Genomic DNA, 17,243 nt, shown 5'->3' with positions numbered 1-17,243 from the left:
ATGTCGCGGATCAAGGAGTTCAACCTGCCCGATCTGGGCGAGGGACTGACCGAGGGAGAGATCCTCTCCTGGCTGATCAAGGTGGGCGACACGATCGAGCTGAATCAGCCGATCGTCGAGGTGGAGACGGCTAAGGCCGCAGTGGAGATCCCGGCGAAGTGGGCCGGGGTGGTGACCCGGATCTACCACGATGCCGGCACCACCGTCGAGGTCGGCATGCCGATCGTCGCCATCGACACCGAGCCCGGCGCGGGGCCGGCATCGCCGGCGGACGGCGCCGCCCCGGAGCCGTCCGCAGCCTCGCTGGCGGCGGTGGAGGTCGCGCCGGCCGAGGGCGCGGTGGAACCCGGCCTGATCGGTGGTCCGGCGCCCGGCGGACGGACCGCGGTGCTGGTCGGTTACGGACCGCGCAACGTCACTGCCAAGCGACGGCCGCGGGTGGGCGCCGCGCGGCCCACATCGGCAGCACCGGCCGCGCCCGCGCCGGAGGAGGCCACCCCGGATCCAGTCCTGCCGGAGCCGGAACGGCCCGCCTCACCACGGATGCCGGGGCACCGAGCACTGGCCAAGCCGCCGGTGCGCAAGATGGCCCGCGATCTGGGCGTGGACCTCGCCGAGATCAGCGGCACCGGCCCGCTCGGTTCGGTGACGCGCGACGACGTGCAGCGGGCCGCCGCCGCGCCGGGTAAGACGGCCGCGGTGGCACCCGGACCTACGATCGCCGGCGGCGAGCGGCGCATCCCGGTCAAGGGCGTGCGCAAGCTCACCGCGGAGAACATGGTGGCGTCCGCCTTCACCGCGCCGCACGTCACCGAGTTCCTGACCGTCGACGTGACGCGGTCACTGAAGGCCCTCGACAAGATCAAGGGTCGGCCCGAGTTTCGTGACGTACGCATCTCGCCGCTGCTGCTGGTGGCGAAGGCGGCGCTGCTCGCGATCCGGCGGCATCCGATGGTCAACTCGACATGGTCCGGCGCGACCAACGAGATCGTCGTCAAGGACGTCGTGAATCTCGGCATCGCCGCGGCTACCGAGCGTGGGCTGATCGTGCCGAACATCAAGGATGCCGGGCGGCTCGGGCTCCGGGACCTCGCATCGGCGCTGGACGAGCTGGTGCGGACCGCGAAGTCTGGGAAGACCCCACCGGCCGCGATGGCCGGGGGCACGTTCTCGATCACCAACGTCGGTGTCTTCGGTGTGGACACCGGCACGCCGATCCTGCCGCCGGGCGAGTCGGCCATCCTCGCGCTGGGCGCGATCCGGCCGACGCCCTGGGTCCACAAGGGCAAGATCAAGGTGCGTCAGGTGACCACTCTGGGCCTGTCCTTCGACCATCGGATCGTCGACGGCGAACTGGGGTCCCGGTTCTTGCGGGACATCGGCGACTTCCTCACCGATCCGGAGGGGGCACTTCTCGCCTGGACTTAGATTATTCGGCAGCAATGCTGGCGGACCTTAGAAGATGAGGCTGGTGCTGCGCATCACCCCCTGATTCATTGGCTGCTCGTCGCTCACCGACGCACAATTGGTAGTGCGCAACGAAGCACCGTGACAAGGCCGCGAAGGCCCAGGGAGTGAGCACCACCGTGAGCATGATCAACCGCATCCGCACCCGCCGACTCATCAACCGCCAGAACCGGGCCATCGACCGCGCATGGCTTTCGGCTCCCTCGCAGGCAATGCGTGACGAGATTGCTATCTTCGCCCAGCGCCAGATCAGGTGACCGCCCAGCGATCGCCATCTGAGCAGCAGAAACGGCCCGTCCGGGGACGACCCGGGCGGGCCGTTGCGCATGTCTGCCCGCCTCATTCGTGCGTAGATCTCCGGTGTCGCCGGGGCCGGACCGGAGTTCCTCCGAGCCGCATCGCCCGGTACGGTTGTTCGGGTTGTCTTCAGGCCGGGTCGGCCGGGGGGCGATCGGGGGCCGTCTCCCGCTCCCTACGGGAGGCCACGGGCCCTGCACGGCCAGGCCGATAGCTGGCACGATGGCGCGGCGCACGCCGGAACGGCGTCCGTGCTCAGCGGCGGGGCCGACAAGAACGAAGGAGGCGCGAATGACGTCCGAGGGGCAGTACGGCGGTCAACCGCCGTCCGGCGCCGCGTCGGAAGGCTTCGGCGCCGACGGCTTTCCGCCCGACGCCGACGACCGTGGCCGCGCACCGCGCCCACCGATGCCCGAGCCCACCTCCTATGAGCCGCCGCCGCATGCCACACCCAACGGCGGCTCCCCCTTCGTGGTGCCCGCCGTGCCGAAATTCGGCCAGGCCGAGCCGAACCGGCAGGTGAGCGACCAGAGCAGGTATGGCATTCCGACTGCCGAGTCCGGCCCGGTCTTCGGCCCGGCGGCATCCCGTTTCGGCCCGTCGTCGGGGCCGGAGCCCGGACTGGCCGACCAGGACTCGGCGCGCCCGGAGAGCCCGGCAGGCGGCGGCGCGGTGGAGGGTAGTCCGGCGCCGGCGCGAGGCAGCGCGACCGGGCATGCCTCGGTCTCCGCGGCGGCCCGCGTTCCGCAGCCCGGCGGCGCGCCCGATCGATCCCCGTGGGCACCGCCATCCGGCGAGGAACCGCATCCCTACCGATCGGACGACGACGTGCACGGCTTCGCAGCGGGTTCGCCCGGCCGCGCCGACCTGCCGTCCGCACACAGTGGCCCCTCCGCGCACGACGACCCCGCCGGCTTCGGCAACCCCGCCGGCTTCGCCGAGCGGGATCGTCCGACGTCGCTCTCGGACACCCCGAATGCGCGTCCGGCGGGCATTTCGGCCTTCGGCGATCAGCGCGTACGTGTGCCCGGCGCCACCCTGTCCGACCTGCCGGACGCGCCGCGCTCCCCCGCCACCCGGCAAGCGCCGGACCCCGATTCGTCCGCGCTCCCGCGGCGTGAACCATCGCTCGGCGCACCGCCGCCCCCCGCGATGCCGCCGCCTCCGCTCCCCGGCGGCCCGGCCGCATCGGATTCCGGGCCCGGCAAGCCGATGAGTTCCGACCTTCCGGTGCGCGACCCGTCGTCCCGGCCGGAGCCGGCACCTTGGGAATCCCCGTTCGGTCCCCCGCCGCAGCTCGGCGGCCAGGCGGAACGGCCGCAAGCCGGCGGCCCCATGGAACAGCCCGGCGGCCCGGCGGAACGGCCGCGTTCGTTCGATCCGACCGGTCCGTTCGGCAGTGCACCGGCCGACCGCGGCGGCCCGTACGAGTCACAGCCGTACGAATCACAGCCGTACGAGTCACAGCGCTCGCCGTTCGAGCAGCAACAGCCCGGCTTTGCTCAGCAGCCCGCGCCCGGACAGCGGCCCACCTCCGGCCCCGGACCGTTCGGCATGGCGCTCTCCGCCGACCCGGGGCGTGGCGACACCGATCGTGGGGACATGCCCGACCCACCGGCGCCCTTCGGTGGGCCCGCCGATCGGTCTCCGTTCGGCGAGCCGGCGGCCCGGTCTCCGTTCGGCGAGCCGGCGGCCCGGTCCCCGTTCGGCGAGCCGGCGGCCCGGTCCCCGTTCGGCGAACCGGACTCCGGCCCGCGGCCCTTCGATGCTCCGCCCAGCTCGGCGGACCGGCCGGAGCAGCCCGGCTTCGCGGAGCGCGCGCCGGCTCCCGGCTTCGCCCCGGTGGGTGACCCTGAGCCGGGCCCGGCCGAGCACGATGCCGCCGTGCCGCAACCACGGGAGGCCGCCGAGGGACATCCCACCTCGGGAGGCCGCGCGGTGTCCGCGAGCGCGTCGGTGCCCACGGCCAGCAGGGCCACGCCGGCTCCCCAGGAGGAGCTGCCGTCCAGGGCCGCCGGGCAGCCGCAGGCCCGGGTCTACGGTCGTGCCGCTTCGACCGCCGACCCTTCGACGGCTCATGACGATCGTGGCGAGGAGGAAGTCCGCCTCGACGATTACCCCCACGACGATTACCGCGACGACCTTCATCGCGGGGATCCGCATCGAGACGACGATCCCTATCGCGACGCACGGCGGCTCGACGACCCGTATCGGGACGATCGCGATATGCCGGCACCGGCGGACCCGCCGAACGCGTGGGAAGGCGGCACTCCGGAATCCGGTCCGTCCGATCCGTACTCCGGCCGCGCCGCGGCGAGCGCCCGGGTGGCGCCGCCGCCGTTCGTCCCTTCGTCGCCGCCCGCCGATTCCGCACCGCCTCCCAGCGGGCCTCCGTACACCGAGTTCACGACCGACGTCTCCGGACGCGGGCACGGCGGTTCCGGAGACCGTCCCGGGTCGTCCGGCCCGGCGGTATACGGCTCCGGTGCGGGCGGTCCCGGCCCCAACGATCCGGGCACCGGCGGTCATGGCCAGGTGGGTCCGTCGGCGCAGGGACGGCCCGATCCGTTCGGCGCCAACCCGTACGGCGAACACACCACCGACATCTCCGGACGCCCCCCGTCCGGCCCGGGCGACCCGTACGTTCCGCCGCCCGCCCTGTCCTCGATGCATGCCCCGCCGCCGGTGGAGAACGGCTTCCCGCCGTCGGCACGTCGGCAGCCGGGCATGGACAACGGCTTCGTCCCGCAGCAGCCGGGTTTCGTCCCGCAGCAGCCGGGCGAGGAACCCTCGCCGAATGGCTTCGGCGGGCCGGCCAATCGCGCCACCGTGGCGCCGCCGCCGGTCGCGGACGAGACCGCGTCCTGGCCCGGATCGTCCGGTGAGGCCGAGCAGGGCCGCTTCGACCAATTCAAGCCCGACGCGGCGGAGGAGACCGCAGCGGCCAAGCCGGAGACCCCGCACGTGCGGATGCTTCCGACGCTCATCTCCGTGATCGTCGGCGCGGCGCTGCTGGTGGGCGTCGCCATCGGCATCGTGTGGCTGATCTCCCGCGGCTCGGACAGCGGCTTCGACGTGAACGCGGGCGATTGCGTGGCCAAGTCCGGCAGCGAGGCCGTGAAGGCGGACTGCGGCGCTCCCGGCGCGTTCCAGGTGGTCTCCATCGTCGACAATCAGGCGCAGTGTGACGATCCCGGCCAGCCCTACGTGGTGAACCCGACAAGCGATGGACGGACGAAGGTGCTCTGCCTCAAGCCGGGCGGATGAGCGCTCGGGTGCGCGCCCCCGACTTGCGGGGGCGGGGCTGGCTGAACACCGGCGGCCAGGAGCTCACCCTGGCCGGGTTGCGCGGCAAGGTGGTGCTGCTCGACTTCTGGACCTTCTGCTGCATCAACTGCCTGCATGTGCTGGACGAGCTGCGCCCGCTGGAGGAGCGGTACGGGGACGTGCTCGTGGTGATCGGCGTGCATTCGCCGAAGTTCGAGCACGAACGCGACCCCGACGCCCTGGCCGCCGCCGTCGAGCGGTATGGCGTCCGGCATCCGGTGGTCGACGACGCCGACATGCACCTGTGGCAGCAGTACGCGGCCAAGGCGTGGCCCACGCTGGCGGTGATCGATCCGGCCGGTTACCTGGTCGCGTCGATGGCCGGCGAGGGCCACGCGGAGGGCCTCTCCCGGCTTCTCGACGATCTGATCAACGAGCACGATGCCGCGGGCACGCTGCATCGCGGCGACGGCCCGTACGTGCCGCCCGACCCACCGGACACCCTGCTGCGCTTCCCCGGCAAGGCGATCGAACTGCCGAGCGGCAATCTGCTGGTGTCCGACTCGGCACGGCACTCGCTGGCCGAGATCACCCCGGACGGCGCCACGGTGGTCCGGCGCATCGGTTCCGGCGAGCGTGGCGCGCCGTTCTCCGAGCCGCAGGGCCTGTGCCTGCTTCCGAGCGAGGTCGCGGCGATCGCCGGGTACGACGTGGTGGTCGCGGACACGGTCAACCACCGGTTGCGCGGTGTCGCGCTGGCCACCGGTGAGGTGACCACCGTCGCCGGTTCGGGGCGACCCTGGCGGTCCGCCCCGGCCGAGGGGCGGACCGACTCGGGCGGGGAGCGGTCCGGCTGGGGCGAGGCGGGGCAGGACTCCCGTACCGCCGATCTGTCCTCGCCGTGGGATGTCGTCTGGTTCGACGGCAGGGTGATCGTCGCCATGGCCGGCATCCACCAGTTGTGGTGGTTCGATCCGGTAGCCGGCACCGCCGGCGTCTACGCGGGCACCACCGTGGAGTCGCTGCGCGACGGCGCACTGCCCGACGTGTGGATGGCGCAACCGTCCGGCCTGGCCGTCTCCGGCAATCGATTGTGGATCGTGGACAGCGAGACGTCGGCGCTGCGCTGGATCCGTGACGGCACCTTGCACACCGCGGTCGGTCAGGGTCTGTTCGACTTCGGCCACGTCGACGGGCCAGGCGGGAAGGCGCTGTTCCAGCACCCGCTCGGGGTCGCCGCCGCTCCGGACGGCTCGGTCCTGGTTGCCGACACCTACAACGGCGCGGTACGCCGATACGACCCGGACACCGACGCCGTCTCCACCGTGCAGGCGGAGCTGGCCGAGCCCAGCGACGTGCTGGTGACCGGCGACGGGGACGTGATCGTGGTGGAGTCCGGCGCACACCGGTTGACGCGACTCGCACCGAGCGCGGTCAGCACCGTGGCAGGCCAACGCCACCGCGTCGAACGCCCGCCCGCCACGGTTCCGCCCGGCGCGATGACGCTGGAGGTGATCTTCACTCCCGCTCCCGGCCAGAAACTCGACGACACGTACGGGCCGTCCACGCGCCTGGAGGTGTCCGCAGCCCCGCCCGAACTGCTGGCCGAGGGCGCCGGCGTCACCACGGACCTGTCCCGCCGGCTGGTGATCGATCCGCGCGTGCCGCGCGGCGTGCTGCAGGTGGTGGCGCAGGCGGCCACCTGCGACGCCGACGTCGAGCACGCCGCCTGTCACCTCACCCGGCAGGACTGGGGCGTACCGGTGGTGGTGTCCCCGGGCGCCGCCGCCCGGCTGCCGCTGATCCTGCGTGGCGTGGACCCGGCGAAGTAAGAGATTTCACTACCGTGCAGTAACTTACGGTGCCGTAGCCTTATCGTCGTGACGCCATCGGCCCCGTTCCGGATGAAGCCGGCCGACCTCGGCAAGCCCAGGCTGCGAGGTCGGCTTCACCAGTACGCGTTCTTCGTCGCACTCGCGTGCGGCATCGTGCTCTGCTCCATCGCGGCCAGCCGACCCGGCGCCGCGCCGCTGGTCAGTTGCGCCGTCTACAGCCTCACGGTGTGCGGGCTGTTCGGCGTCAGCGCCCTCTACCATCGCCGCATCTGGTCCGAACGCGGCTACCAGATCATGCGGCGCATGGACCACTCAATGATCTTCATCTTCATTGCCGGCACCTACACCCCGTTCTGCGTGCTGTTGCTGCCGACCACCAAGGCCACCCTGATGCTCACCCTCATCTGGGGCGGAGCGCTGGGCGGGGTCGCGTTGAAGACCATCTGGCCGCACCTGCCACGCTGGGTCGGAGCCCCGCTGTACCTCGCGCTCGGCTGGGCCGCCGTGACGATCCTGCCGGACGTGCTGCACCGCGGCGGGGTCGCCGATCTGGTGCTGCTGGTCACCGGCGGCGCCATCTACAGCGTGGGCGCGGTGTTCTACGCGCTGCGTCGGCCCAACCCGTGGCCGATGGTCTTCGGCCATCACGAGTTCTTCCACGCCTGCACCTTGATCGCCGCGCTCTGCCATCACATCGCGATCTATTTCGCCCTGTACGCCTGAATCGCGCCGGCCGATCGCATCGTCGCCACCGGCCGGTCCCGGATTTCGGTCTACCGCACCGAAACGGGCCCAGAGCACCGTCGGCCCGCAGCCCCCGCCAGGGGTCGCGGGCCGGTGCCGAGGGCTCAGCTACCGTAGGTGGGCGGCGGCGGGGGCGGGTCCTCCCGACGCACCTCACGGTATTCGTTCACCACCTGGCCGTTGGCCGGAGCGACACGCTCCCGGTTGACCACGGTGCGGCGCCGGCTGTTCCAGTACCACAGCGTGATGATCAGACCGACGACACCAGCCGCCATCAGCACCCAGCCGACGATGTTGATGTCGATTCCGCTGACCTGCGCGTTGACGGCGAACGCCAGAATCGCCCCCAGCGCGAGAAGGAAGATGCTTCCGCCGATGCCCATCGGGCCCTCCTTGGTGGGTGCCCCGCCCGTCCGGCGCAGACACGACCTCGGTCGATTCGAACGCCTGCGTGTTACCCCGGCAGGGCGAAACTCAATCAGGCAAGCTGATGTTCATGACTGCGCGCACCCTGATCCTGTTGCGCCATGCGAAGGCCGAGACCCCTGGTGAGCTGACCGACATCGACCGCAGACTGACCACGCAGGGCGAGACGGACGCGGATGCCGTCGGCGCCTGGCTGGCCGACGAGGGCATCGCACCGCAACTGGTGTTGTGCTCTCCCGCTGCTCGGACCCGGCAGACCTGGCATGGTGTCGCGGTGGCGCTCTCCCAGGCCCGCGAGGCCGCCGTGTCGCCCGAGGTCCGTTACGAGGCGGGCCTGTATGACGGTGGCCGCACCGAGGTCTTCGACCTGCTCCGGCGGGTGCCAGACGACGTCCGGACGGTCCTGGTGGTGGGACACAACCCCACCATGTCGGACGTGTCCCTGCTGCTGCGCCCGGATCCCGAAGCGGCGACCCTGAGCGGCCTGAAGACCGCCGGTCTGGCCGTGCACCGCACGGACCGGTCGTGGGCGACCACCGAACCCCACTCGATGCCGCTGATCACCGAGCACACCGCCCGCGGCTGACACCGGACAGGCAGCGGACCGGCGGACGTCGTTGTCCGCCGGTCCGCCTCCTGCTCTGGGGGACGGGAGAACGATCAGAACGCCTCTTCCGGCAGATCCATGATGTCGAGGGTGGTGTTCTCGATGATCCGCCGGTCGGCGCCGATGCGCGGCAGCACCTCGCGGGCGAAGAACCGCGCGGCGGCCACCTTGCCCTCGTAGAAGTTCTTGTCCGACGGGGTCACCTCGGTGTTCAGCGCGCCGAGCGCGACCTCGGCGCCACGCAGCAGCAGCCACGCGACAAGCACGTCGCCAAGGGCCAGCAGCACGCGGCGAGAGGTCAGACCGACCTTGTAGAGCCCGCCGTTGTCGCCCTCCTGCACGGCCTGCAGCCAGGTCATCTGGGTGCCCATGATGGCTTGGAGCTCGCCGAGCGCCTTGCCGAGCGCGAGCCGTTCCTCCTTGAGCCGGCCGTTGCCCGCCTCGGACTCGACGAACGACTGCATTTCCCCGGCCACCGTGGCCAGGGCGACACCCTGATCCTTGACGATCTTCCGGAAGATCAGGTCCAGGCTCTGGATCGCCGTGGTGCCCTCGTACAGGGTGTCGATCTTCGCGTCCCGGACGTACTGCTCCAGCGGGTAGTCCTGCAGGAAGCCGGAACCGCCGAAGGTCTGCAACGACTCGTGGCTGAGCAGTTCGTACGCCCGTTCCGAGCCCACTCCCTTGACCAGCGGCAGCAGAAGGTCGTTGACGCGGGCGGCGGCCTTGGCGGTCTCGGTGTCTCCGGCCGCTTCCGCGATGGCCACCTTGTCCTGCCACGTCGCCGTGTACGTCACCAGGGAACGCAGCCCTTCGACGTACGCCTTCTGCAGCATCAGCGAACGACGGACGTCCGGATGGTGGGTGATGGTGACCCGCGGCGCCGACTTGTCCGAGTTCATCGTCAGGTCCGCACCCTGAACGCGGCTCTTGGCGTATTCCAGGGCGTTCAGGTAACCGGTGGACAGGGTGGCGATCGCCTTGGTGCCGACCATCATGCGGGCGTACTCGATGATCATGAACATCTGGCGGATGCCCTGGTGCACGTCGCCGAGCAGCCAGCCCTTCGCCGGGATGCCGTTGCCGCCGAAGGTCATCTCGCAGGTGTTGGAGACCTTCAGGCCCATCTTGTGCTCGACGTTGGTGGCGAAGACACCGTTGCGCTCACCCAGCTCGCCGGTCTGCGGGTCGAAGTGGAACTTGGGCACCACGAACAGGGACAGACCCTTGGTGCCGGGACCCCCGACCCCCTCGACGCCGACCGGGCGGGCCAGCACGTAGTGGATGATGTTGTCCGTGAGGTCGTGCTCACCCGAGGTGATGAAGCGCTTGACACCCTCGATGTGCCAGGAACCGTCGTCCTGCGGCACGGCCCGGGTGCGCCCGGCGCCGACGTCCGACCCGGCGTCCGGCTCGGTGAGCACCATGGTGGCGCCCCACTGCTTCTCCGCGAAGAGCTTGGCCCACTCCCGCTGCTCCGGCGTGCCCTCGATGTTCAGCACGTGCGCGAACGACGGACCGTTGGCGTAGAGCCAGATCGGCGCGTTGGCGCCCAGCACGTGCTCGGCGATCGCCCACCACAGCGCCCGGGGCGCCAGCGTGCCGCCCAGTGAGCCGGGCAGGTCCAGCCGCCAGAACTCGGAAGCCATGAACTTCTCGTACGACTTCTTGAACGACTCCGGCAGCGGGGCGGTGTGCGTCTGGGGGTCGAACACCGGCGGATTGCGGTCCGCGTCCGTGTAGCTGGCCGCGAGGTCCTCGCGGGCCAACCGGTTGACCTCGTCCAGCACGTCACGCGCGGTGTCCGCGTCGATCTCGTCGAACGGAGCTTGGCCGAACGCCTGGTCCGCTCCGAAGACCTCGAACAGGTTGAACTGCAGGTCGCGCAGGTTGCTGTGGTAATGGGTCATGGCTGGCCCCGCTCTCCGGACGTGGGTTACCCGTCAGTAACACCCACTGTATTACTCATCGGTAGGAGTCGACAAGACGCCAGGTGATACGCCGGAATGTGCCCGTCCGACGCGGCTTCGACCGCCGACCGGGACGTCGAATGTCACCGATCGGGTGGCCGTCGGGGCAACCGATCGGCCATTTGCCAGAACAACCACCCGCACGACGTATCGACGAGTGCGACGACTCGTTGCTCCCCGTGTACGCACTCGCGTCGAGACCCGGGGAGGTCGCCGTGTTCGCCTCGATCAAGAATCTGATTCCCGAACCTCGACGGGACGAGGAACCTCGCGGATATGTCGGGCGGCATCGCGCACCCGAACCCGCCGACGGTGACGTCCCGGTTCACACCCCTGCACCGTCCGAGGCACCGACGGTCCCCGTGGAGAAACCCGTGGAGTCCGCGACCGAGAAGGCCGCGGAGAAAGCCGGCGTCTACTAAACCGGCACGTCAGCTCCCTGCGGTGCCGACTTCCCAGCTCGGCACGGGAACCGCGGGCGCTTCCGCATGCCCGGTGTACTCCATCAGCACCAACGCGATGTCATCGTCGAGGCGGCCGTGCACCCAGTCGATCAGGGCCGTCTCCAGTGACGCCAAACCATCAGCGACCGTGCCGTGGCCCAGCAGCCGCCAGCCGCGGTCGGCGGTGGGGAAGAACTCGCCCTCCCGCCGCGCCTCCCCCAGCCCGTCGGTGAACAGCAGCAACCGGTCGCCCGGCTCCAACCGTTCCACGCGTGGCTCGGCCACCGGGACGAAGCCCAGCGGCGGCGCCGGCGCCGGCGGCTCCAAGGCGATCACCTTCCCGCGGCGCAGCAGCAGCGGTGCCGGATGTCCACAGTTGACGATGGTGAGCGTCCCGCCACGTTCCTCCAGCAGCGCAGCGGTCACGAAGTCCTCGTCGCCCACGCTGCGCGCCACCGCACGGTCCAGGTCGGCCACGATCGTGCGCAGATCCGACCGTTCATACGCCACATGCCGGTACGAGCCCAGCACGATGCTGGCCAGCCGTACCGCGTCCAGGCCCTTGCCGCGCACATCACCGATGATGATCCGTACCCCGTACGGGGTATCGAGCGCTTCGTAGAGATCGCCCCCGATGTCCGCGGCGGCCGACGCCGAGATGTATCGACCCGCTACCGCGAGGTTGCCCACCTGGGGCCCGATCGGTCGCAGCACCGCCTGCTGGGCCACCGCCGCCAGGCGCAACAACTCGGCGATCCGATCGGCCTGACGCTGCCGGACCGTCGCCATCGCGGCCGCGATGCCGGTGGCCACCATGATGCCGGCGACGTTGACCATGCCAACCATGCCGACTTCGCCGTCCATCGCGGTGAACACCAGGCTGACCGCGGTGGTCAGCGCGCCCACGCTCAGCACCGTCCGCCAGAACGCGAAGACCGCGGCCATGAACGGCACCGCGGCCAGCAACCCGATGAACTCCGGCCGACCACCCTGCGCTATCTCCACCGCCGAGATGGCCGCGAGCAGCACGACCGCCGCGCCGAGACCGGCGCGGGTGGCTGGGGTGACCGGGTGACGACCCGGCGGGATGAAAGGCATCGTCTACCGCGAACAGCATGCCTGATGAAGGCCCGTGACGGCATCATCTTGACCCGTCGTCCGATGAGGTTCTGACCACCCGGTGCAGCCGTTGCCAACGGGTGTACGGCCAACCCGCGCATCCGATGGCAGGATGGCCGGGTGCTGCCCGACCTGCGCGAACGTCTGCAAGCCACCTTTCGGTGGACGGACGTCGGCGACGATCTGCTGGTGAGTGACCGTTCGGGCTGGTGGCGAGATCCGATCGTGCTGGGCTCGGTGGGCGCCGGGCTGGCCGGGTTGTTCCCCGGCGCCGCGCCGACCGTCGTCGTGTCGCCGGAGGTGACCGGATTCCTGCTCGGACCGCTGGTCGCCGTGGCCTGCGACGCCGGGTTCGTTGAGGTCTACCGGGCCGGCGCGCGGCGGCCCACCGCCGAACCGATGATCTGGGCGGACGTGCCCGCCGACCATCGCGGCGACGCGCAGCGCCTCGGCGCACGCCGTGCACTGCTCACATCGGACGATCGGGTGCTGGTGGTGGACGACTGGGCGTCCACCGGCGCGCAGATCCGCGCGCTCGCCCGGCTGATCACCACCGCGGGTGCCACCTACCTCGGCGGGGCGGTCATCGTGGACGAATGCCCCGCCGCCGTGTCGGCCGAGTTGACCGTGCGCGGGCTGCTCACCGGCGCCGACCTGTGAATCAGCCCGCCGTCCAGTTCACCAGCGCGCCGCGGGCCGGGGTCCACCCGATCGCTTGATATGTCGCGAGGTCACCGGTCACGTAAGGATCCGCAGCCATGACCTCGCGGGCGCGCGCCTCGGAGTCCACCGCCAGCAACACCACGCCGCCGGCCGGCGGATCCTGCCGGCCGGCCGACACCAGCAGGCCGTCCGCCTCCAGTCCACCCAGGAACGCGAGATGGTCCGCCCGCGCCTCATCGACCTGCTCCAGCGGGACACGGTATGTCGAGATCATCAGATACACGGGGGTGTTCCTCTCCCTCGCGGCTCGCCTCAGCCGGTCGCCCACGTGCGCCAGTTGCGGCTGGACCGGCTCGGCGTCGGGCCGCGCTGACCTTGATAGCGCGAGCCGTACTTGGCACTGCCGTACGGGTGCTCAGCCGGGCTGGACAGGCGGAAGATGCAGAGCTGGCCGATCTTCATGCCCGGCCACAGCTTGATCGGCAGGTTCGCCACGTTGGACAGTTCCAGCGTCACGTGACCGGAGAACCCCGGGTCGATGAAGCCCGCGGTGGAGTGGGTCAGCAGCCCGAGGCGCCCCAGACTGCTCTTGCCCTCCAGCCGCGCCGCCAAGGCATCGCCGACCGTGATCACCTCCAGCGTGGACGCCAGCACGAACTCGCCCGGATGCAGCACGAACGGCTCGCCGTCGCGCACCTCCACCTGCGACGTCAGCTCGTCCTGGGTCTCCGCCGGGTCGATGTGGGTGTAGAGGTGGTTGTTGAACACCCGGAAGTAGCGGTCCAGCCGCACGTCGATGCTGGACGGCTGCATCAACTCCGGCTCGAACGGCTCCAGCGCGAGGTGGGACGCCTTGATCTCGGCGGCCAGGTCACGGTCGGAGAGCAGCATCGCAACACTGTACCGATCGTGTGTCGCACGCCCTTTCGGTGGCCTCATCGTACACATGTTCGATATGATCGCGTCATGGCTTCCTGGTCCGAATTCACCGCCGCCGAGCCCCGGCTGGCCACCGCGATCCGCGCACTCCTGCAGCAGTATGGGCCCGGCATGGGCTACCTCGCTACGATCCGCCCCGACGGTGGCCCACGGCTGCACCCGGTCTCCCCGGTGATCACCGGCGAGGGGCTCTACTGTTTCGTGGTCGACTCCCCGAAACGCCGCGATCTGGAGCGCGACGGGCGCTATGCCCTGCACTCCTACCCGCCCGAGGAGAGCGACGACGAGGCATACGTGTCCGGCCACGCCCGCCGCGTCACCGATCCCGTCGTCATCACCCGCCTCGCCGACGCCCTGCGCGCCTCGCCATCGGTGGACTGGCAGCTCTTCGAGCTCACCGTCGAGCAAGCCATGCTGCGCCACCACGGCCCGGCCGGCGCCCTGCCTCTGGCGGCCGTCCCCCGCACCGCGCCGATCACCCACACCTGGCGCGACCCGTCGACGCGGTTAGCCGCGCGGTCGTTGGTGGGCGCGGCCGTGGCATAGGCGCCGGGCGGCCGCGCAGCACCCGCCGACGATCGGGTAGAGTGATGCCGCTACGCGGGTGTAGTTCAATGGCAGAACATCAGCTTCCCAAGCTGACAGTGCGGGTTCGATTCCCGTCACCCGCTCATCGCGAAGAGCCCCTGTCAGCAGAAAGCGCTGACCAGGGGCTCTTCGCATACCTGCTCCAGGGCCGAGCCCCGGAAACCCCACGATCTCGGGGTCATGCTGATGGCTCTCGATAGGAAGCGGGCCATTAGCGGGCCATTGGTGGCTGCCGCCGCGCGCCCAACTCGCTCCGAACATGGTCCCTTGTCCGTCCGTTCCTGGCGAAGACCGGCGCCTGGGCGCGATGATGAGAGCCATGAGCGACAGGATCTCCATCGACCATCGGGTCATGGGCGGCGTGCCCTGCATCGCCGGCACCCGCATCCCGGTGGCGACCGTCATCGGACTGCTCGGCCAGGGGTACGACGCCACCGACGTGCTCGCCGAATACCCCACTCTGACCAAGGACGACATCCTGGCCGGCCTGCGCTTCGCCGCGCTCGCCGTCGACGAACGCGAACTGCCGCTGCGGATGTCGGCGTGAAGTTCCTGGTCGACGAATGCCTGTCGACCCGCGTCGCCGCCCTGCTGACGCAAGCCGATCACGACGCCCTCCACGTGACCGGCTGCGATCTGGCCGGCGAGCCCGATGAAACAGTCCTCGCCCGCGCCGTCCAAGACGGGCGCATCCTGCTGTCCGCAGACACCGACTTCGGCGAGATCCTCGCCCGCTCGGGAGCGGACACACCAAGCGTCGTCCTCTTCCGCCGCTCCGATCGATCCGCGGCGTCGCTGGCCGCCGTGCTGACGGCCAACCTCCCAGAGTTCGAGGACGACCTCGCGAAGGGCGCCTTCGTCGTGATCACCGACGAGCGCATGCGCATCCGCCCCCTTCCCTTCAAATAGCGGGCCCGCGAGCCGCCAGCCGTGCCCCCCGCGTGCCCGTAGCGGCGGGGACCCACGGGGAACAGCGGGGAACGCAGACCACTCCGACCACGCACGCGACCTGCCGAACTGGGTCAACGGCGGCTCCTCCGCGAGTTCCCAAGCTGACAGAGCGGGTTCGATTCCCGTCACCCGCTCCAAGCCGAGAAGCCCCTGGTCCGCAAAGTGCGCGGACCAGGTCGGTGGGAGCCGCCGCCGCTTAGATCTCGTTGAGGTCGACCTCGACGTGGAAGGGTGCGGTCAGCTTCACGACGCCAGCGAAGACTTCGCCGTCGCGGTAACGGCCAGTCGCCGGGTCGAGAACGTAGGTGTAGACGATGGGCGCACCAGTGACAGCCTGCTCAACACGCCAGTAAAACTGAATGCCGGCCCTCGCGTACTGATCGGCCTTGACGATCCGGTCGGTCGTCTCCGACCCGGGAGACACCACCTCGGCGACGAGAAGCACGTGCTCGGGCCGTGTCGGAATGACGTCAATCGTCTCGGCTCGGTACACCGTCACATCCGGACGACGGTTGTTCAGCGGCACATCCTGGAGCCGGACGTCAAAATCGGTGTCCGCGTTCCAGTCCGGACCCGCGGCGGCATCCAGGGCGTTCGCCAGGAGCCTGGCCAGGCGGTTGTGGCGCTTGGAGGCGCTCGGACTCACCAGGACCATCCCATCCACGATCTCGATGCCCGCGCACTGCTCTTGCGTCCACGTCGCGTATTGCTCGGCGGTGACCTGCTCATGCATCCAGGCCGGCGCGACCATCTCGACAGTCATACACACCCCCTGGCACGCGATCGGCTATCGGCTTCAAGATACCGGGACCTGACGCTCGCGGTCAGGCGTGGCGCCGGTCGCGGGTCGGTCCGGTGCTTCCGCGCACGACGAACTCGACGGGCGGCAGGCGGACGGTCGGCGGTTGCCGTCCTTCGACCAGGGCGACGAGCGTCTGCGCGGCGGCGGTGCCCCACGCCACGACGTTCTGCCGGACCGTGGTGAGGGGTGGCAGCGCGTACGGCGCGAGCGGGATGTCGTCGAACCCTACGACGGACAGGTCCTCGGGCACCCGCACACCGCGGTCGGTTGCGGCCGACACACCGGCGATGGCCATGAGGTCGTTGCCGTAGACGATGGCCGTCGGTGGTTCGGGGAGATCGAGGAGTTCGTGCGTCGCTCGGGCGCCGGACGCTCCGGTGAAGTCCGCGGTCACGACCGTGCCGACGGGCAGGCCGAGATCGACGAGGGCTTCCCGCCACGCGCGGCGCCGAGCTTCGGTGTGCACGTACATGGGGGCGCCCATGACGTGCGCGATCCGTCGGTGCCCGAGCGAGTGCAGGTGGTGGACGGCGCGCCGGACACCGTCGGAGTCGTTCATCCCGATCGCGACGCCGTCGTCCGACGCGGCGTCCTCCGGAGCGATGACGACGGCGCGCAGCCCGAGCTCCCGGGCGTCCTGCGGCCGGGTGTCCCCGATGCGCACGTCGGTGAGGAAGACGCCGTCGACGCGGGACGCGTCCGCGAACCGGTGGTAGGCGGCACGCTCGGACTGCTCGTCCGCGACGACTTGGAGGACCAGGGAGTAGTCGTGTGCGGTGAGCCCGATCTCGACGCCCGCCATGAATTGGGGGAAGAAGGGGTCGGTGCTGAGCAGTTCCGGGTCGCGGCGAATGACGAGCCCGACGGCTTGGGCGTGGCTGCGGGACAGGGCGCGAGCCCGCGCGCTGGGGCGCCACCCGAGCTCGTCCGCGGCGCGGAGGATACGTTCGCGGGCCGACGCGCTGACGCCGGAGCGGTTGTTGAACACAAAGGACACGGCGCTCTTGGAGACGCCGGCGCGGGCTGCCACGTCGCCGATCACCACGCGCTTGCGCGAGCTGGACTCGGCCTCTGCCGCCCCGTTGGGCGAGGGCTCGGATTCGATCACGGCAAAACTCTAGCGCA

The 17,243-nt window shown here is 70.4% G+C and carries 17 protein-coding genes and 1 tRNA gene; 11 read left to right on the top strand and 7 right to left on the bottom strand.

From position 1 onward, the window contains the following. From IEY73_RS15670 to trhA, 5 genes are all read left to right on the top strand, one after another. The gene (locus IEY73_RS15670; protein ID WP_189079942.1) at nucleotides 1–1,428 is read left to right on the top strand and encodes a dihydrolipoamide acetyltransferase family protein; all 1,428 of its coding nucleotides are present in this window, start codon (nucleotides 1–3) and stop codon (nucleotides 1,426–1,428) included. 158 nt (nucleotides 1,429–1,586) lie between these two features. Then, a complete protein-coding gene (locus IEY73_RS15665; protein ID WP_189079941.1) occupies nucleotides 1,587–1,724 on the top strand; it encodes a hypothetical protein in 138 nt (45 codons plus the stop codon). A gap of 331 nt (nucleotides 1,725–2,055) precedes the next feature. After that, the gene (locus IEY73_RS15660) at nucleotides 2,056–5,031 is read left to right on the top strand and encodes an LppU/SCO3897 family protein (RefSeq protein ID WP_189079940.1); all 2,976 of its coding nucleotides are present in this window, start codon (nucleotides 2,056–2,058) and stop codon (nucleotides 5,029–5,031) included. Continuing rightward, entirely contained in the window at nucleotides 5,028–6,863 is a 1,836-nt protein-coding gene (locus tag IEY73_RS15655) for an NHL domain-containing thioredoxin family protein (RefSeq protein ID WP_189079939.1), read from the top strand. Before IEY73_RS15660 ends, IEY73_RS15655 begins: the two co-directional genes overlap by 4 nt. Before the next feature lie 48 nt (nucleotides 6,864–6,911). Then, nucleotides 6,912–7,589 carry a PAQR family membrane homeostasis protein TrhA gene (trhA, locus tag IEY73_RS15650; protein WP_189079938.1) on the top strand — a complete coding sequence of 226 codons (678 nt, stop codon included), beginning with the start codon at nucleotides 6,912–6,914 and terminating at the stop codon, nucleotides 7,587–7,589. Between the two features lie 125 nt (nucleotides 7,590–7,714). Here the strand turns inward: trhA and IEY73_RS15645 are convergent, their stop codons facing one another. Further along, entirely contained in the window at nucleotides 7,715–7,993 is a 279-nt protein-coding gene (locus tag IEY73_RS15645; RefSeq protein ID WP_189079937.1) for a DUF6458 family protein, read from the bottom strand. Between the two features lie 113 nt (nucleotides 7,994–8,106). On the opposite strand from IEY73_RS15645, the gene IEY73_RS15640 reads away from it, so the two are divergent. After that, nucleotides 8,107–8,622, top strand: a complete 516-nt coding sequence (locus IEY73_RS15640; RefSeq protein WP_189079936.1) for a SixA phosphatase family protein — start codon at nucleotides 8,107–8,109, stop codon at nucleotides 8,620–8,622. Nucleotides 8,623–8,696: 74 nt separating this feature from the next. Here IEY73_RS15640 and IEY73_RS15635 read toward each other — a convergent pair whose 3' ends face one another. Both IEY73_RS15635 and IEY73_RS15630 read right to left on the bottom strand, forming a co-directional pair. Then, nucleotides 8,697–10,553 (bottom strand): acyl-CoA dehydrogenase, encoded by a 1,857-nt coding sequence (locus IEY73_RS15635; RefSeq protein WP_189079935.1) that lies wholly within the window; start codon nucleotides 10,551–10,553, stop codon nucleotides 8,697–8,699. Nucleotides 10,554–11,044: 491 nt separating this feature from the next. Next, nucleotides 11,045–12,154, bottom strand: a complete 1,110-nt coding sequence (locus tag IEY73_RS15630) for a PP2C family protein-serine/threonine phosphatase (protein ID WP_189079934.1) — start codon at nucleotides 12,152–12,154, stop codon at nucleotides 11,045–11,047. A 141-nt stretch (nucleotides 12,155–12,295) separates the two neighbouring features. On the opposite strand from IEY73_RS15630, the gene IEY73_RS15625 reads away from it, so the two are divergent. Next, entirely contained in the window at nucleotides 12,296–12,835 is a 540-nt protein-coding gene (locus tag IEY73_RS15625) for a phosphoribosyltransferase family protein (RefSeq protein ID WP_189079933.1), read from the top strand. A 1-nt stretch (nucleotide 12,836) separates the two neighbouring features. Here IEY73_RS15625 and IEY73_RS15620 read toward each other — a convergent pair whose 3' ends face one another. Continuing rightward, a complete protein-coding gene (locus IEY73_RS15620; RefSeq protein ID WP_189080003.1) occupies nucleotides 12,837–13,112 on the bottom strand; it encodes a YciI family protein in 276 nt (91 codons plus the stop codon). A gap of 38 nt (nucleotides 13,113–13,150) precedes the next feature. Then, the gene (dcd, locus tag IEY73_RS15615) at nucleotides 13,151–13,729 is read right to left on the bottom strand and encodes a dCTP deaminase (protein WP_189079932.1); all 579 of its coding nucleotides are present in this window, start codon (nucleotides 13,727–13,729) and stop codon (nucleotides 13,151–13,153) included. Between the two features lie 75 nt (nucleotides 13,730–13,804). Between dcd and IEY73_RS15610 the strand changes: the two genes are divergently transcribed. From IEY73_RS15610 to IEY73_RS15595, 4 genes are all read left to right on the top strand, one after another. Then, nucleotides 13,805–14,323: a pyridoxamine 5'-phosphate oxidase family protein gene (locus tag IEY73_RS15610; protein ID WP_189079931.1), complete on the top strand. Its 519-nt coding sequence runs from the start codon at nucleotides 13,805–13,807 to the stop codon at nucleotides 14,321–14,323. Nucleotides 14,324–14,377: 54 nt separating this feature from the next. Next, nucleotides 14,378–14,448, top strand: a tRNA-Gly gene (locus tag IEY73_RS15605). Between the two features lie 236 nt (nucleotides 14,449–14,684). Next, the gene (locus tag IEY73_RS15600; RefSeq protein ID WP_189079930.1) at nucleotides 14,685–14,912 is read left to right on the top strand and encodes a DUF433 domain-containing protein; all 228 of its coding nucleotides are present in this window, start codon (nucleotides 14,685–14,687) and stop codon (nucleotides 14,910–14,912) included. Next, complete coding sequence (locus tag IEY73_RS15595; protein WP_189079929.1) at nucleotides 14,909–15,274, top strand: DUF5615 family PIN-like protein; 366 nt, start codon at nucleotides 14,909–14,911, stop codon at nucleotides 15,272–15,274. Before IEY73_RS15600 ends, IEY73_RS15595 begins: the two co-directional genes overlap by 4 nt. Nucleotides 15,275–15,512: 238 nt before the next feature. On the opposite strand, the gene IEY73_RS15590 is transcribed toward IEY73_RS15595, so the two are convergent. Continuing rightward, nucleotides 15,513–16,079: a Uma2 family endonuclease gene (locus IEY73_RS15590; RefSeq protein WP_189079928.1), complete on the bottom strand. Its 567-nt coding sequence runs from the start codon at nucleotides 16,077–16,079 to the stop codon at nucleotides 15,513–15,515. Between the two features lie 61 nt (nucleotides 16,080–16,140). Then, a complete protein-coding gene (locus IEY73_RS15585) occupies nucleotides 16,141–17,226 on the bottom strand; it encodes a LacI family DNA-binding transcriptional regulator (RefSeq protein ID WP_189079927.1) in 1,086 nt (361 codons plus the stop codon). Between the last annotated feature and the right edge of the window lie 17 nt (nucleotides 17,227–17,243).

Source organism: Mangrovihabitans endophyticus, assembly GCF_014646155.1.
Lineage (GTDB): Bacteria > Actinomycetota > Actinomycetes > Mycobacteriales > Micromonosporaceae > Actinoplanes > Actinoplanes endophyticus.
Note: the sequence above shows the minus strand (reverse complement) of the source record. Positions and strands in the feature narration are given on the sequence as shown.

Coding starts and splice junctions, on each gene's coding strand:
- IEY73_RS15620 (WP_189080003.1), bottom strand. CDS start 13,112: ATGATCTCGACATACCGTGTCCCGCTGGAGCAGGTCGATGAGGCGCGG.
- IEY73_RS15635 (WP_189079935.1), bottom strand. CDS start 10,553: ATGACCCATTACCACAGCAACCTGCGCGACCTGCAGTTCAACCTGTTC.
- IEY73_RS15645 (WP_189079937.1), bottom strand. CDS start 7,993: ATGGGCATCGGCGGAAGCATCTTCCTTCTCGCGCTGGGGGCGATTCTG.
- IEY73_RS15660 (WP_189079940.1), top strand. CDS start 2,056: ATGACGTCCGAGGGGCAGTACGGCGGTCAACCGCCGTCCGGCGCCGCG.
- IEY73_RS15600 (WP_189079930.1), top strand. CDS start 14,685: ATGAGCGACAGGATCTCCATCGACCATCGGGTCATGGGCGGCGTGCCC.
- IEY73_RS15610 (WP_189079931.1), top strand. CDS start 13,805: ATGGCTTCCTGGTCCGAATTCACCGCCGCCGAGCCCCGGCTGGCCACC.
- IEY73_RS15630 (WP_189079934.1), bottom strand. CDS start 12,154: ATGCCTTTCATCCCGCCGGGTCGTCACCCGGTCACCCCAGCCACCCGC.
- IEY73_RS15670 (WP_189079942.1), top strand. CDS start 1: ATGTCGCGGATCAAGGAGTTCAACCTGCCCGATCTGGGCGAGGGACTG.
- IEY73_RS15655 (WP_189079939.1), top strand. CDS start 5,028: ATGAGCGCTCGGGTGCGCGCCCCCGACTTGCGGGGGCGGGGCTGGCTG.
- dcd (WP_189079932.1), bottom strand. CDS start 13,729: ATGCTGCTCTCCGACCGTGACCTGGCCGCCGAGATCAAGGCGTCCCAC.
- IEY73_RS15640 (WP_189079936.1), top strand. CDS start 8,107: ATGACTGCGCGCACCCTGATCCTGTTGCGCCATGCGAAGGCCGAGACC.
- IEY73_RS15590 (WP_189079928.1), bottom strand. CDS start 16,079: ATGACTGTCGAGATGGTCGCGCCGGCCTGGATGCATGAGCAGGTCACC.